This is a genomic window from Paenibacillus sp. FSL R7-0652 (genome assembly GCF_038595045.1).
Lineage (GTDB): Bacteria > Bacillota > Bacilli > Paenibacillales > Paenibacillaceae > Paenibacillus.
In genome coordinates, this window is sequence record NZ_CP152001.1 from 5,791,711 (window position 1) to 5,806,121 (window position 14,411).

The 14,411-nt window shown below is 46.3% G+C and carries 14 protein-coding genes, 2 tRNA genes and 2 rRNA genes; 2 read left to right on the forward strand and 16 right to left on the reverse strand.

What is annotated here, in order from left to right:
* Nucleotides 1-67 precede the first annotated feature (67 nt).
* The 6 genes from MKY97_RS25305 to MKY97_RS25330 all read right to left on the reverse strand — a co-directional run bounded on the left by MKY97_RS25305 (nucleotide 68) and on the right by MKY97_RS25330 (nucleotide 3,546).
* Nucleotides 68-143: transfer RNA gene (locus MKY97_RS25305), tRNA-Ala, on the reverse strand.
* 21 nt (nucleotides 144-164) lie between these two features.
* Nucleotides 165-241 (reverse strand) — tRNA-Ile (locus MKY97_RS25310).
* A 34-nt stretch (nucleotides 242-275) separates the two neighbouring features.
* A 5S ribosomal RNA gene (gene rrf, locus MKY97_RS25315) occupies nucleotides 276-392 on the reverse strand.
* 100 nt (nucleotides 393-492) lie between these two features.
* Nucleotides 493-2,047: ribosomal RNA gene (locus MKY97_RS25320) — 16S ribosomal RNA — on the reverse strand.
* A 483-nt stretch (nucleotides 2,048-2,530) separates the two neighbouring features.
* Nucleotides 2,531-2,761 carry a hypothetical protein gene (locus MKY97_RS25325; protein ID WP_342552951.1) on the reverse strand — a complete coding sequence of 77 codons (231 nt, stop codon included), beginning with the start codon at nucleotides 2,759-2,761 and terminating at the stop codon, nucleotides 2,531-2,533.
* Nucleotides 2,762-2,928: 167 nt separating this feature from the next.
* On the reverse strand, nucleotides 2,929-3,546 hold the full coding sequence (locus MKY97_RS25330) for a stage II sporulation protein M (protein WP_342552952.1): 618 nt from the start codon (nucleotides 3,544-3,546) through the stop codon (nucleotides 2,929-2,931).
* 122 nt (nucleotides 3,547-3,668) lie between these two features.
* Between MKY97_RS25330 and pdaB the strand changes: the two genes are divergently transcribed.
* Nucleotides 3,669-4,445, forward strand: coding sequence for a polysaccharide deacetylase family sporulation protein PdaB (gene pdaB, locus MKY97_RS25335; RefSeq protein ID WP_342552953.1), 777 nt, complete (start codon nucleotides 3,669-3,671; stop codon nucleotides 4,443-4,445).
* A 232-nt stretch (nucleotides 4,446-4,677) separates the two neighbouring features.
* Here the strand turns inward: pdaB and MKY97_RS25340 are convergent, their stop codons facing one another.
* Nucleotides 4,678-5,310, reverse strand: a complete 633-nt coding sequence (locus tag MKY97_RS25340) for a KinB-signaling pathway activation protein (protein WP_342552954.1) — start codon at nucleotides 5,308-5,310, stop codon at nucleotides 4,678-4,680.
* A gap of 125 nt (nucleotides 5,311-5,435) precedes the next feature.
* On the opposite strand from MKY97_RS25340, the gene gerD reads away from it, so the two are divergent.
* Nucleotides 5,436-6,173 carry a spore germination lipoprotein GerD gene (gene gerD / locus MKY97_RS25345; RefSeq protein ID WP_342552955.1) on the forward strand — a complete coding sequence of 246 codons (738 nt, stop codon included), beginning with the start codon at nucleotides 5,436-5,438 and terminating at the stop codon, nucleotides 6,171-6,173.
* A 145-nt stretch (nucleotides 6,174-6,318) separates the two neighbouring features.
* On the opposite strand, the gene MKY97_RS25350 is transcribed toward gerD, so the two are convergent.
* The 9 genes from MKY97_RS25350 to MKY97_RS25390 all read right to left on the reverse strand — a co-directional run bounded on the left by MKY97_RS25350 (nucleotide 6,319) and on the right by MKY97_RS25390 (nucleotide 14,327).
* Complete coding sequence (locus MKY97_RS25350) at nucleotides 6,319-7,419, reverse strand: Mrp/NBP35 family ATP-binding protein (protein WP_342552956.1); 1,101 nt, start codon at nucleotides 7,417-7,419, stop codon at nucleotides 6,319-6,321.
* Nucleotides 7,420-7,496: 77 nt separating this feature from the next.
* The gene (gene cwlD, locus MKY97_RS25355) at nucleotides 7,497-8,252 is read right to left on the reverse strand and encodes an N-acetylmuramoyl-L-alanine amidase CwlD (protein ID WP_342552957.1); all 756 of its coding nucleotides are present in this window, start codon (nucleotides 8,250-8,252) and stop codon (nucleotides 7,497-7,499) included.
* A gap of 68 nt (nucleotides 8,253-8,320) precedes the next feature.
* Nucleotides 8,321-9,490, reverse strand: coding sequence for a sulfate adenylyltransferase (sat, locus tag MKY97_RS25360; RefSeq protein WP_342552958.1), 1,170 nt, complete (start codon nucleotides 9,488-9,490; stop codon nucleotides 8,321-8,323).
* 75 nt (nucleotides 9,491-9,565) lie between these two features.
* On the reverse strand, nucleotides 9,566-10,258 hold the full coding sequence (locus MKY97_RS25365; protein WP_342552959.1) for a phosphoadenylyl-sulfate reductase: 693 nt from the start codon (nucleotides 10,256-10,258) through the stop codon (nucleotides 9,566-9,568).
* Nucleotides 10,259-10,992: 734 nt separating this feature from the next.
* Nucleotides 10,993-11,385, reverse strand: a complete 393-nt coding sequence (gene rpsI / locus MKY97_RS25370) for a 30S ribosomal protein S9 (protein WP_024633563.1) — start codon at nucleotides 11,383-11,385, stop codon at nucleotides 10,993-10,995.
* A 19-nt stretch (nucleotides 11,386-11,404) separates the two neighbouring features.
* Nucleotides 11,405-11,842, reverse strand: a complete 438-nt coding sequence (gene rplM, locus MKY97_RS25375; protein WP_024633564.1) for a 50S ribosomal protein L13 — start codon at nucleotides 11,840-11,842, stop codon at nucleotides 11,405-11,407.
* 205 nt (nucleotides 11,843-12,047) lie between these two features.
* Complete coding sequence (gene truA / locus MKY97_RS25380; RefSeq protein WP_342552960.1) at nucleotides 12,048-12,821, reverse strand: tRNA pseudouridine(38-40) synthase TruA; 774 nt, start codon at nucleotides 12,819-12,821, stop codon at nucleotides 12,048-12,050.
* 160 nt (nucleotides 12,822-12,981) lie between these two features.
* Nucleotides 12,982-13,347, reverse strand: a complete 366-nt coding sequence (gene rplQ / locus MKY97_RS25385; protein WP_017692102.1) for a 50S ribosomal protein L17 — start codon at nucleotides 13,345-13,347, stop codon at nucleotides 12,982-12,984.
* A gap of 35 nt (nucleotides 13,348-13,382) precedes the next feature.
* Nucleotides 13,383-14,327 carry a DNA-directed RNA polymerase subunit alpha gene (locus MKY97_RS25390; protein ID WP_024633566.1) on the reverse strand — a complete coding sequence of 315 codons (945 nt, stop codon included), beginning with the start codon at nucleotides 14,325-14,327 and terminating at the stop codon, nucleotides 13,383-13,385.
* Nucleotides 14,328-14,411: the final 84 nt, after the last annotated feature.

Sequence of the window (14,411 nt, forward strand, 5' to 3'; positions counted from 1 at the left end):
ATGTTCTAATTCGCGTTTGTTTCGTTTCGATATCTAGTTTTCAAAGAACAAGCTTGTAAAATCTTGTTGGTGGAGCCAAGCGGGATCGAACCGCTGACCTCCTGCTTGCAAGGCAGGCGCTCTCCCAGCTGAGCTATGGCCCCATATCGTATTAGATTAGTAAATGGTGGGCCCTGGTGGACTCGAACCACCGGCCTCACCCTTATCAGAGGTGCGCTCTAACCAACTGAGCTAAGGGCCCACATTATATATCTTTTGAACCCATTATGGGTTACGCTTGGCGGCGTTCTACTCTCCCAGGACCCTGCGGTCCAAGTACCATCGACGCTGAAGGGCTTAACGGTCGTGTTCGGGATGGGAACGTGTGGAACCCCTTCGCTATCGCCACCAAACGTTTGAGAGTTTGAGCTCTCAAAACTGAGCAACGAGTGAGTAGTTTGCAGCTGAGCTGCATATTTGAATGTCTTCATTGCAGAAGACGATTCTCCATAGAAAGGAGGTGATCCAGCCGCACCTTCCGATACGGCTACCTTGTTACGACTTCACCCCAATCATCTATCCCACCTTCGGCGGCTGGCTCCTTGCGGTTACCCCACCGACTTCGGGTGTTATAAACTCTCGTGGTGTGACGGGCGGTGTGTACAAGACCCGGGAACGTATTCACCGCGGCATGCTGATCCGCGATTACTAGCAATTCCGACTTCATGCAGGCGAGTTGCAGCCTGCAATCCGAACTGAGACCGGCTTTTTAGGATTGGTTCCACCTCGCGGCTTCACTGCCCGTTGTACCGGCCATTGTAGTACGTGTGTAGCCCAGGTCATAAGGGGCATGATGATTTGACGTCATCCCCACCTTCCTCCGGTTTGTCACCGGCAGTCACCTTAGAGTGCCCACCCGAAGTGCTGGCAACTAAGATCAAGGGTTGCGCTCGTTGCGGGACTTAACCCAACATCTCACGACACGAGCTGACGACAACCATGCACCACCTGTCTCAACTTTCCCCGAAGGGCACCTAACGCATCTCTGCCTCGTTAGTTGGATGTCAAGACCTGGTAAGGTTCTTCGCGTTGCTTCGAATTAAACCACATACTCCACTGCTTGTGCGGGTCCCCGTCAATTCCTTTGAGTTTCAGTCTTGCGACCGTACTCCCCAGGCGGAATGCTTAATGTGTTAACTTCGGCACCAAGGGTATCGAAACCCCTAACACCTAGCATTCATCGTTTACGGCGTGGACTACCAGGGTATCTAATCCTGTTTGCTCCCCACGCTTTCGCGCCTCAGCGTCAGTTACAGCCCAGAGAGTCGCCTTCGCCACTGGTGTTCCTCCACATCTCTACGCATTTCACCGCTACACGTGGAATTCCACTCTCCTCTTCTGCACTCAAGTCACGCAGTTTCCAGTGCGATCCGGGGTTGAGCCCCGGGATTAAACACCAGACTTACATGACCGCCTGCGCGCGCTTTACGCCCAATAATTCCGGACAACGCTTGCCCCCTACGTATTACCGCGGCTGCTGGCACGTAGTTAGCCGGGGCTTTCTTCTCAGGTACCGTCACCTTGAGAGCAGTTACTCTCCCAAGCGTTCTTCCCTGGCAACAGAGCTTTACGATCCGAAAACCTTCATCACTCACGCGGCATTGCTCCGTCAGGCTTTCGCCCATTGCGGAAGATTCCCTACTGCTGCCTCCCGTAGGAGTCTGGGCCGTGTCTCAGTCCCAGTGTGGCCGATCACCCTCTCAGGTCGGCTACGCATCGTCGCCTTGGTGAGCCGTTACCCCACCAACTAGCTAATGCGCCGCAGGCCCATCCCCAAGTGACAGATTGCTCCGTCTTTCCAGTTTCCTTCAGGCGAAGAAAACAAGTATTCGGTATTAGCTACCGTTTCCGGTAGTTGTCCCAAGCTTGAGGGCAGGTTGCCTACGTGTTACTCACCCGTCCGCCGCTAACCATCCGAGAAGCAAGCTTCTCTTCAAGTCCGCTCGACTTGCATGTATTAGGCATGCCGCCAGCGTTCGTCCTGAGCCAGGATCAAACTCTCCAATAAAGATGAATTTCGTCAGCGTGGTTAAACGCTGTGAAACTCATCGGGGTATTGAAAAGAGCGATAAGCTCATTTTGAATCTGACGAGATTAAAAATCTCATTGTTGATCTTGCAAGCAAGATCATTACTCACTCGTTGTTCAGTTTTCAAAGATCAAACATCCGTTTGTAATGATGTTTTTGATGTTGCCGTCATTTCAGCGGCGACTTTTATAATGTAACATATTTTTTTTCTCTGTGCAAGCTTTATTTTCAATAACTTTTAATGAAGTTCTAAAAATGGCTTGTCAGATCAAACTGTTCCTTAAAAATGAAACGAAAATTAATTTAACATATAGTATTGAAAAGGTCAACCCTATTTCGACAAAAAGCTTCATTTTCTCTAAAGCCACTTATAACCCCAGCCGACTAATTCGAGGTACAGATCCTGTAATTTATGCTGTACCCCTCATCAGCCCATATGCTTATTTATATTTTCAGCCTAGTTCACCGCTTGGAGTTCTTCAACTTTCCGCCTCTTGCATACTTAGATAACTCTTTCGGCGGAGCAAATCTCGCATACATGCGGAACACCGTCTTGTACCGGCTCGCTATAGCATATTTTATCTCCTGATCAAGACGCTGGTCACTCAGATCGAACAGCATTTCATCTAGTTCTTTGCGTAATACATAGTCCAGTTCCTTACATTCCTTCTCGTTAAACAGCATACCCAGCATTAAGAGTTCTCCTTTTTGTGCATAGCCTCTATAGTCACACTGCGGCATTTCAGCAGCAGCGTTGTTAAACTACTCTCTTTTTTATGTGCTGCTGAAACCCGTTTTATTGTTATGGTCAACTTTCTGGGAATTTATGAATGCCGGGTATCATAAAATTTCGCAGAACGTTATCCTCTTACGAGTGCATATGTGAGTGTGCTTTCGATAATTGCAGCGGCTAGAAGCAGAATGACTACCCAGAAGCTTGCCGTTAACGTCATTTTCATAAACTCTTTCCATCGCCCTGCAATCACTGCACGTTTATCTCCTCCCAGCTGGGCAAGACTGCGTACCGTCAATCCACCAAATCTTAATCCAAATGCGCAAGCGATAATAATAACAGGAATCTCAATAATACCGTGTGGAAGCAGCCCCTTAACGACGATGTCAAAAAAGCTTGCTCCGTAATTCATCGTGGTATGGACTACAAACCCCAGCACCATACCGTTAATGAGCAGAAAGATAATCGGCAGTATACCGAAGAAAATACCCGCGTATATCACCAATACACTTTTAATCGCATTATTGAAAAAAATGAATAAAAAGAAGTTCCACTGCACATTCCCGCCCTGCTCCAACCGTTGACTGACTTGACGAAGCCCTTCGATTTGATTCAACATCAGCTGTTCCAGCGGCCCTGTACTTACCCATCCAGCTCCAATTCCTACAGCGAACAATAAAAAAGACCAGATTAAAGCTCCTTTAATGCTCCTCATGTCTCTCAAAAATGTACTAAATCTTAACATAACAACCTCCTGTAAATCGAAATGTCGGACAAACAACGATGTAAAACGAATAACTGCGCGGTACGAGCATACATTGGAAAGTAAACAAGCATTTCTTTATTGGGAGAGGGGCGCTTAGCGAAATGAACTCGTTCTATGTATTCAGCGGCAAAAAAATCAAACGTAACCTGATCGTGCTCGTTGCTGCCATTTTTGCAATTGGTATTATCTATCTGGAGAGCGGCAGCGTATCCGTGTTTTCGGAAGAAGCACCTTCCGCCGTCTACAGTGTTCCAACCGACAAAAAGGTCATTGCACTTACCTTTGACATTAGCTGGGGTGATAAACGAACTGAACCAATCTTGAAAGTACTTCAGGAGAATAAAGTTCAGAAGGCTACCTTTTTCCTCTCCTCACCCTGGAGTAAGACTCATCCCGAGATTGTCACCTCCATCAAAGATGCAGGATATGAGATCGGCAGTCATGGGCATCGGCACGAAAACTACAGCAGCTTGACTGAAGAGCAAATCCGCAAGGAAATTTCGACAGCTCACAGCATTTTAACCGATTTGACGGGAAAAGAACCGAATTTGCTGCGATTGCCAAATGGAGATTTTGATAAACGTGTGCTTCAGGTTGCAAACAGTTTGAAGTATCAGGTTGTCCAATGGGATACCGATTCTTTGGATTGGAAAAATCCCGGAGTGCAGACGATCGTCGATCGTGTCGTAAGCAAAGCCCATCCAGGCGATATTGTCCTGCTGCATGCCAGCGATTCGTCCAAACAGACCCATGAAGCACTGCCTGTCATCATCAATAAATTGAAAAATCAAGGATATGAGTTCGTGACCGTATCTGAACTGCTCAACCACTCCAGCGTTAAAGGCAAGGAGGTACGTGATCAAGCCAGCAGCCAATAATAATTGGCATAACTAAATTTCAAGCTGAGGCATCAAGTCCCTGCACGTTCATAACAACTGGCTAAATGAACAAAAAAGATGAAAAGAGCTAACCTGGTTAGCTCTTTTGGTTTTTTTGGTGTATTGAGTATAAGTTTATTAAACGCTGCTTCTATTCAGTTTTGCTTCCTGCTGTTGTTTAAAATTTATCATTTCACAAAAATTAACTTTTTGAATTCCGTTATACTCCCTCTTACGCTCTGCTTTCCTTCATAGATTTTGCAGCGGGACTCACGGAGCCATCTTTCGGATCAACGACCAGTTTATGCAGAATCAGCATCTGGTATGCATTACATAAGAGCAGCGGGATTACAATAAAGATAGTCGCAGCATTAACGTCAATACGTAAAACACCAATGGTTTCCACAGCAGTTACAGCGATCATGAAGAAAAGCGTCGGTACTAGCGCCGAAATATGAGTCTGTTTCACTTTCACGTAAGCGGTAACAACAGCTGCTGCCAAAATGATTAGTCCAAGTACAATGTCCGAGAGGCGTTCTCGACCTCCCCCAACGAACAAACGCAAAAACATGACGTCAAGCAGTGCCAGAACAGTTAGAACAATCTGAACAACCTGCCATCCGCGTTTTGGAAATACACCTTTTCCCATATAATTCAGTATGAGATATGCAAAGAAACCCATTTGAGAATATACGCTAATCATAACTCCGGAGCCAAACAGAATCAGAAGATACAGCATAAAGTCAGCGATTCCATTCGTCTTTTCGCCATTTACCAGCATCATGATTAACCCCGTACCTAATGCTCCTGCGGCGCCAATCAGCAAGGCTGTCCAAAACAGGAAAAACCATCTACGCAAATTCAAATGTTTTCCACCCCCGAGAGTTTATTTTACCAACCTTCACAGCAAAAAACCATCATTGCTCAACATATTTCCCCCTTTCCCATCACATACTACATCCAGTATCTAATCAAGGAGGGATTGTACACATGAAACGGCCTATGTGGCAGCTGTGCTGCGTTGTATTCGGGCTATCCGTCATGCTTGCAGGCTGCGGTTCAGATCAGAGTTCTTCGCCTCCTCAAGGCAGTTATAAAGAGATGAAAACGATGGTCGTCGATATTTTGAAAAGTGACGAAGGCAAGAAAGCCGTGGAAGAGGCCCTGACAGGTCAAAGCTCTTCAGCTGGTGGTGGAGGCAGCTCAGAAGAAGGGGGCAGCTCTGGCGGAGGCTCGGGAACAGTCGGAATGAAAATGTTAATGCCTATGCAATCTTCGGAACAAATACGTATTGCCGTAAAAGATACCATAACCGCTCCAGAATACCAGAAGGAATTCGAAAAAATCATGACCGATCCGCAATTTGCCGGTGAATTCGCCAAAGCGATCAACGGACAAAGCAAACAACTGCATATGCAGCTGATCAAAGACCCGACATACCAGAAATCGATCGGGGATATTATGAAGTCACCTGAAGTATCCAAAATGTTTATGGATATGACCAAAACGCCGGAATACCGAAAACAGACGATGACGGTTATGCAGGAAGTGATGCAGAATCCATTGTTTCGTATGGAAGTTCTTACTTTGCTGAAAAAAGTGGTACAGGAAGAGCTTCAGCCTAAAACCGAAAGCGGTGGTGGGCAAAAGGGGCAGGAATCCGGTGGTCAGGGCGGTGGAGATGGTGGCAGTGGTGATTCCAGCGGCGGTGGAGGCGGCGGATCATAAAAAGCTGCTTTTCACGGATCACGAATTGTTGAAAAATTTAATGGTGATAAAACCCATATCTGAGATCATGTACTGAAATTTTGTGCCGGATCAATACCCAAAAGCCTGCATCCGCACGGGACGCAGGCTTTTACCTGTGCTTAGGTTAAAATTTAGATTCGATGGACCGAGCCACTTCATCATAAATAGCCCCGATTGTTGTTTCCGCTTTGTACACGGAAGGTGAGAAATCTGGCTCGGATGGATGGTTGTCAGGAGCACCTAATGGAATCTGAGCCAGCAGCACCGTGTGCAGGCTTTCCGCAAGGCGTCCACCACCACCGCGACCAAACACATACTCCTTCTCTCCACATTTGCCACATTCATAATATGCCATATTCTCAACTACACCCAGGAGCTCATGTTCCGTCTGAATCGCCATGGCTCCGGCACGAGCCGCTACAAAGGCTGCTGTAGCATGTGGTGTTGTGACAATGATCTCTTTGCTCTGCGGCAGCATCTGATGCACATCAAGTGCCACATCTCCCGTACCTGGAGGCAGGTCCAGCAGCATATAATCCAGCTCTCCCCACTGAACATCAGTGAAGAACTGACGCAGCATACGGCCGAGCATCGGTCCACGCCAGATTACCGGGTTATTTTCCCGAATAAAGAACCCCATAGACATCACTTTGACACCAAAACGTTCAACCGGTTGAATGACGCCGTCTTCCACGACAGGGTACTCCTCGATGCCCATCATATCAGGCACACTGAAACCATAAATATCAGCATCAATCAGGCCTACTTTTTTCCCTTGACGAGCCAAAGCTGCAGCCAGATTAACGGTAACGGTAGATTTGCCTACTCCGCCTTTACCACTAGCTACTGCTATAAAACGAACGCCCGATTCAGGGCTTAACAGCTCATGTCCATCCAGACCGGCTGCATGACCTTTCACCAGCACTTCATCCTGATCTTGATCTTGTTCCGCTTGTCCCATGTTAAGACTCTCACGGTCATGCTCAGACGCCGCACGCATGCGGATATGCACGTCCTTCACTCCCTGCTGAGAGAGCAGATTGCGTGCAGCGTCCGTTAAAGCGGTTGCATCTTCTGACCGATTCTCCAACGTCACCATGCTTAGAGCTACATGATGTTCCTTTACCATAATGTCACGAATCCATCCCAGTTCCGTCAAGCTGCGGCCAAGCTGCGGTTCCTGTAATGGCTGTAATAGTTCAAGTATCTGTTCTTTTGATAACATCAGACAGCACCTCGGTTTTATCTATTGGCATGTGTTAGGTATGCTGTTCAATTATAACATTACCTTTCTTCTTATGACTAACTTTTCGGACGCTCCCCTGCGGAATATCTAAGAATACCGTTATAAATGGAGGCAGCTACCTTCCGTTGATATGCTTCATCAGCGAGTAGACGGGCCTCTTCCGGATGTGACAAAAAGCCGACTTCAACGAGCGCTGACGGGATTTTCAGAGCCTGCAGCAGATAAACTGTACTCACGGTTTTGGCTATACGGTCTGTATTTTCCAAATTACGAATCATCTCGGCTTGAAGCAGGTTAGCAAGTCCTTCATTATCGGGATGATTAGGCGTGTAGAAGACCTGTGCGCCGCTCCAGCGGTTGGAAGGTACACTGTTCATATGAATACTGATAAAAAGGTCGGCTTGTTTGCTTTCGATCTGCCGCACCCTTTGTTTGAGGTCCTCCGTTTTGCGTTTGGAATACCCTCTTGTTCCTTCCTCGGCCAGATCTTTATCGATTTCCCGAGTCATGACAACCAGAGCCCCTGCCTGCTGTAAATAATCTCTTACATACAGTGCAATGGACAGATTGATATCCTTCTCGATAACCCCCTGTCTGCTCACAGCTCCCCCATCTGGCCCCCCATGACCTGCATCGATGGCGATCACCTTTCCAGCCAAAGGCAGACTCCAATAACCTGACGTTTTGGTAGAGGGCATCTCATACGAGGCAACCGCCACAAACATGGCCAGCAAACATAAACTCAGCATAACTCTCTTCACTGTCTTTAATCGGACCCAGACCATCAGATGTTTCCCCATGTTTTTGCGCATAAAAAAACCACCTCGTCCCTATAAATGACTCTAATCATCTATATGGGACAAGATGGACAAATATACCCTTAGGAATGGACTTGCTCTGCCATTCCCTCAATCAGCACCTCAGCAACCTCCGGACGTGTAAATTCCGGTGGTGGACATTCCCCGTTACGCAGCAATCCACGTACTTTTGTACCCGACAAGGTCAGGTGGTATTCCTTGTCATGAGGGCAGGTTTTGCTCGAAGCCATGTTTCCGCACTTCGTGCAGAAGAAACTGTGTTCAAAGAACAGCGGTGTAATACCCAGTTCCTCAGCTGTAAAATTAGAGAAGATCTCCTGTGCTTCATAGGTTCCGTAATAATCGCCTACACCCGCATGGTCACGGCCTACGATAAAGTGAGTGCAGCCATAATTTTTACGCACCATTGCATGGAAAATAGCTTCGCGAGGTCCAGCATACCGCATGGCAGCCGGGAATACACCCAGAAACGCACGATCTGCCGGATAATAGTTCTCCAGCAGCACCAGATAACTCTTCATACGCACATTCGCAGGTACATCATCAGACTTGGTCTCACCTACAAGAGGATTCAGAAAAAGGGCGTCAACGATCTCCATAGCACTCTTTTGGATATATTCATGCGCACGATGGACAGGGTTCCGTGTCTGGAAACCAACAACGGTTTTCCATCCTTTTTCCTTAAATATTTGGCGTGTCTCCGATGGATCATAGTAGAAATCTTCAAACTTGGCTGGTTTCGGACGATTCAGCACTTGAATCGGGCCTCCTACATAGGTTGCGGGACGCTCCAACAGTTTTTTGACACCAGGGTGCTCAGGATCATCGGTTTTAAATACACGACGTGCTTCCTCTCCCTGGTCCACCTGATAGATGCTTTGAACTTCAAGCAGACCATACGTTACCCCGTCTGCCTCACCAACAAGGGCTACAACCTCACCTTTGCGAAGGGAAGCTGCCTGCTGCTCATCTACAGCAAGTGTAATGGGTATACTCCATACTGTACCATCAGCCAAACGCATCCGGGAGACAACCGACAGATAATCTTCTTCATTCATAAATCCTTGAAGCGGAGAAAATGCCCCAACACCAATCAAATCCAAATCTGAGATCGTCCAGGTATTAATTCGTAATGAGTTCAAGTTTTTACTTTCCTGCAGTAATTGCTCACGTTCTTCTCCTTGTACGACACGCTGGACCAGCGCACCTCCATGAGGCAGAATCGAAGTCATCTTGTCAGCTCCTTATTTATACGTATATCCTGTGAATGTCCGAAAGTTAAATTCATTTATTCGTTGGCATCGCGTTTACTTGTGCAAACCGCACTCCGTTTTATCATTGCCAGACCAGCGTCCGGCACGAGGATCTTCACCAGGCATAACCTGACGTGTACAGTACTCGCAGCCAATGCTTGGATAGTTCTGATCATGCAGCGGATTGTAGGTCACGTTATTGGCACGAATGTACTCCCATACATCCTCACTCGTCCAATGTGCAATCGGATTGAATTTCATGAGCCCGAATTTCGTATCATACTCAACCTTCTTCGCATTCGCACGTGTTGGCGCCTGATCTCTGCGAATGCCCGTAATCCATGCATCATATTGCGATAGGATTCGTGTGAGCGGCTCCACCTTACGAATGTTGCAGCACGCATTAGGATCAGATTTCCATAGTTCTTCTCCATGCTGAGCAGCCTGTTCTTCCGGTGTAATCTTTGGCGATACTCTTACAAATTCAAGGTTGTACTTTTCCTGCATTCGATCACGTGTATCATACGTTTCCTGAAAATGAAAATCGGTATCCAAATAGAAAACATCAGTAGAAGGGCTGATTTTTTGAAGCATATCTACGAGTACGACATCTTCTGCACCAAAGCTGCAGGCAAATGTGATATTAGGAAACGTTTCAACCGCATACCGAATAATATCTTCGGGACTTGCATGTTCCAGTTCCTCTGCTTTGGTACGAGCCAGTTCTTCCTTTTCTAACAAGTTCATCTTTCCATTTCCCCCATTCATCATCTCAAAAAAATAAAACCGACTAATCTAATATGAATTATGTATAGTATAAATCTTTCAGTCGTGATGTCAATGCCTGCCATCTGGTAAAATACATCAGTTCATTATGAAAGGTCAGTGATGCTTCTGGGCTGCGTTTTAGTGTTAATTAGTCTTTAACTCTAATTAAAGACAAATTAACATCCACATATTAAGTCATTCATTTTGCGTGATTTAGAAATATGTGCCCCCAAAACCGTTGCTGTTGTTGGATTTAAAGCATGATCAGCATAATCTGGTAACACCGGCATCCGTTTTATTCATCGTTGGACCAGCAACTGTTGAGGTGATTTGAAGCAGCAGGAAGCCTGCTCTATGGTCAATCAAAAGTAAGAACCCTTTATCGTTTTTATAAAAAATACTGATACATAAAAAAGAAAGATTGGACCCGGAATGACAGTCCAGCTGAGATAACAACGAAGAAAATAGAAGTGGATTGATCCACAGCAGCGGAGATTAACAACGAGGTAAGGCTGTACGAAATTAACTGTAGAAACTCTGTAGTGCGAATTAATTAATCGATGTATTTTGATATGAATCTTTCTATCTTCGAATTTATATGTACGTCTAACATCAAAGAACCCATCCGCTTTACATTTGAGGTATGCGATGCTGCGCTAGTTTGTGTGAAATTAAAAAAAGCCCTTGGCCGAAGCCAAGGACTTTGAAAAATCTTAACGTTTGGAGAACTGAGGTGCGCGACGAGCCGCTTTAAGACCGTATTTTTTACGCTCTTTCATACGTGGGTCACGAGTCAGGAATCCTGCTTTTTTCAGGGATGCACGGTATTCTGGATCTGCTTTAAGCAGAGCGCGGGAGATACCGTGACGGATTGCGCCGGCTTGACCGGAGATTCCGCCACCATGAGCGATAACCAAAACGTCATAGTTAGAGAGTGTTTCAGTCAAATTCAGTGGTTGTTTTACGATCAGTTTGAGTGTTTCCAAACCGAAGTATTCATTAATATCACGTTTATTGATGACAATGCGTCCTTCACCCGGTACAAGGCGAACACGTGCTACCGAATGTTTACGACGACCTGTCCCATAGTATTGTACTTGTGCCATGAAACTGTCCTCCTTTTAATTAACCGCGAAGTTCGTAAACTTCTGGTTTTTGTGCTGCGTGTGGATGCTCAGTGCCTCTGTACGCTTTAAGTCTCAGCTTCATTTTCTCGCCCATGCGAGTTTTAGGAAGCATACCGCGAACAGCCAATTCCAACATACGTTCAGGTTTGTTTTTAACCATCTCTTCTGCAGTAGTTACTTTCAAACCACCTGGGTGCATCGAGTGACGGTAGTATTTTTTACCTTGCATTTTTTTACCAGTCAATACAATTTTCTCTGCATTGATGATAACAACGAAATCGCCAGTGTCCACATGTGGAGTGAATTGTGGCTTATGTTTGCCGCGAATCAAAGCAGCTGCTTCGCTCGCCAAACGTCCGAGGGTTTTGCCTTCAGCATCAATGATGTGCCATTGGCGCTCAACTTCGTTAGGCTTCGCCATGTACGTAGTACGCATGAAAAGTTCCTCCTTAAATGTTCAAAATCATCATTTTTCATTTATCTTCGTTCGTTAAGTGATAACTTTAGGTGTTGATGGATAGTTATTGCGATGTGAACATCTTAATTGGGGCTGTGGGAAAGCCATTAAGAAAACACAACTTTTATATTACATGATAGGCGATCAAATCGCAAGTATAAATTAAGCTTTTTACTCACCAAGTTTAATCTTTTTTGTATTCAAGATCCCAGAGCATCAAACCGCAGCTGACAGCAGTAGGTCCTGCAGCAGAACGGTCGCGTGCAGCAATCATATTCGGCACATCAGAGGCTTTCCGTTTGCCCTCTCCGATCTCCAGCAGCGTACCCACAATGATTCGCACCATATGCTGCAAAAAGCCGTTACCACTCACATAAATGTGAATGACACCCTGATCGCGTGGATGGTCTCTACACATTGAACGGTCCACTTCTATCCATGCTTCGTATACCGAACGTACATGATTCTCTTTCTGAGACTTGCGTGAAGCAAAGGACGTAAAGTCATATGTGCCTATGAAATGACGCAGGCCCTCTTCCATAGCAGCGATGTCCAGTTTAACATGATGGTGATGCTGCAGTCTTCGGTTAAAGACATCCGGAAATTGGTTCGCATTGACCGTGTATCGATAGGTTTTCTTTTTCGCCGCATAACGAGAATGGAAATCTAGCGGTACCTCAATCGCATCAATAACAACAATATCGGATGGTAGTCTCGAATTGAGTGCAATACACCAGCGCTCCACCGGAATCTGTGATGCTGTAGGGAAATTGAAGATTTGTCTGCGAGCATGAACGCCTGCATCCGTTCGGCCTGAACCCGTGATTTTAACCGTCTCACCAGTCAAAGCACGAATAGCATCTTCAAGGTGATCCTGGATGGTATTCCCTCCTGGCTGTACTTGAAAGCCGTAGTAGGCCGTTCCATCGTAAGTGACCGTCATACATAAGTTGCGCATATTACCACACCTTTGTTCCATACTATACATAAGCCTATCCCGAACAGCAAAAGAAGCCCCTTACGGAGCTTCATTTACAGCACGAATTCCAAAATGAAGAGAAAAAAAGGGTTGAACCAGAATCGCTTGGACTCTGTCCCCTTTCCTCATCTCATCTGTTTTACGCGCGGTCTACCAGTTCCAAGTAAACCATAGGCGCTGCGTCACCACGACGAGGTCCCAGTTTCAGGATACGTGTGTATCCGCCTGGACGCTCAGCGTAACGACCGGACAATTCGCTAAACAGTTTTTGGATTGCATCTTGCTCACCATCGATCGTTTCGCGACGAACGTAAGCTGCCACTTGGCGGCGGGCATGAAGATCTCCCTTTTTCGCTTTAGTGATCAGTTTTTCAGCAATAGAGCGAACCTCTTTTGCTTTCGCCTCAGTTGTCTGAATGCGCTCATATAAGAACAGGTCGGTTACCAGGTCACGGAACAAAGCTTTACGTGCGCTGGAATTACGGCCCAACTTTTGGTATGCCATTGTTTTCCCTCCTTCACTTCAAGCACTCTAGCTGTCTATTCTTCTGTACGTAATCCCAAACCAAGCTCCTCAAGCTTCTCTTGAACTTCTTCCAAAGACTTGCGTCCGAGGTTACGGACTTTCATCATGTCTTCTTCCGTTTTCGTAGTCAGCTCTTGCACGGTATTAATACCAGCACGTTTGAGGCAGTTGTAGGAACGAACCGAGAGATCCAGCTCTTCAATCGTCATTTCGAGTACTTTTTCTTTTTTGTCTTCTTCTTTTTCAACCATGATCTCTGCATCCTTCGCTTCGTCTGTAAGACCCACGAAGAGCATCAGATGCTCGGTCAAAATTTTAGCGCCGAGGCTTACAGCCTCTTCAGGACGAATACTTCCGTCAGTCCAAACTTCCAACGTGAGCTTGTCATAGTTGGTTACTTGGCCTACACGCGTATTTTCCACAGCGTAGTTAACGCGGCTAATCGGGGTGAAGATGGAATCGACAGGGATGACGCCGATCGGCTGGTCATCGCGTTTATTCCGATCTGCCTGGACGTATCCGCGACCGCGATTGGCAAAAATACGCATGTGAAGTCTCGAACCTGGTCCAAGCGTAGCAATGTGAAGATCCGGATTAAGGATTTCCACATCGGAATCAGCACGAATATCTCCAGCCGTAATTGCTCCTTCGCCTTCAGCATCAATCTCGAGCACTTTCTCCTCGTCAGAATGAATTTTGAGCGATAAAGCTTTCAGGTTAAGGATAATCTCTGTAACGTCTTCCATTACGCCAGGAACTGTAGCAAATTCATGCAGAACGCCATCGATTTGAACCGAAGACACTGCCGCACCCGGCAGTGATGAGAGCAGGATTCGGCGAAGCGAGTTTCCAAGCGTCGTACCGTATCCCCGCTCCAGCGGTTCTACTACGAATTTCCCATAGGTGCCATCATCGTTGACGTCTACCGTCTCAATTTTCGGCTTTTCGATTTCTATCACTGCAATACCCCTCCTTCAAAACGTCGGTCCTCTATGAAACATTTACCTTCTCTTGCGAAAACATGTAGTAGTATGCCTAAACAA

What these genes read in the sequence shown, in the direction of transcription:
- MKY97_RS25325 (WP_342552951.1), bottom strand. Translation starts at nt 2,761, where the DNA reads ATGCTGGGTATGCTGTTTAACGAGAAGGAATGTAAGGAACTGGACTAT.
- MKY97_RS25330 (WP_342552952.1), bottom strand. Translation starts at nt 3,546, where the DNA reads ATGTTAAGATTTAGTACATTTTTGAGAGACATGAGGAGCATTAAAGGA.
- pdaB (WP_342552953.1), top strand. Translation starts at nt 3,669, where the DNA reads ATGAACTCGTTCTATGTATTCAGCGGCAAAAAAATCAAACGTAACCTG.
- gerD (WP_342552955.1), top strand. Translation starts at nt 5,436, where the DNA reads ATGAAACGGCCTATGTGGCAGCTGTGCTGCGTTGTATTCGGGCTATCC.
- MKY97_RS25350 (WP_342552956.1), bottom strand. Translation starts at nt 7,419, where the DNA reads ATGTTATCAAAAGAACAGATACTTGAACTATTACAGCCATTACAGGAA.
- cwlD (WP_342552957.1), bottom strand. Translation starts at nt 8,252, where the DNA reads ATGCGCAAAAACATGGGGAAACATCTGATGGTCTGGGTCCGATTAAAG.
- sat (WP_342552958.1), bottom strand. Translation starts at nt 9,490, where the DNA reads ATGACTTCGATTCTGCCTCATGGAGGTGCGCTGGTCCAGCGTGTCGTA.
- MKY97_RS25365 (WP_342552959.1), bottom strand. Translation starts at nt 10,258, where the DNA reads ATGAACTTGTTAGAAAAGGAAGAACTGGCTCGTACCAAAGCAGAGGAA.
- rpsI (WP_024633563.1), bottom strand. Translation starts at nt 11,385, where the DNA reads ATGGCACAAGTACAATACTATGGGACAGGTCGTCGTAAACATTCGGTA.
- rplM (WP_024633564.1), bottom strand. Translation starts at nt 11,842, where the DNA reads ATGCGTACTACGTACATGGCGAAGCCTAACGAAGTTGAGCGCCAATGG.
- truA (WP_342552960.1), bottom strand. Translation starts at nt 12,821, where the DNA reads ATGCGCAACTTATGTATGACGGTCACTTACGATGGAACGGCCTACTAC.
- rplQ (WP_017692102.1), bottom strand. Translation starts at nt 13,347, where the DNA reads ATGGCATACCAAAAGTTGGGCCGTAATTCCAGCGCACGTAAAGCTTTG.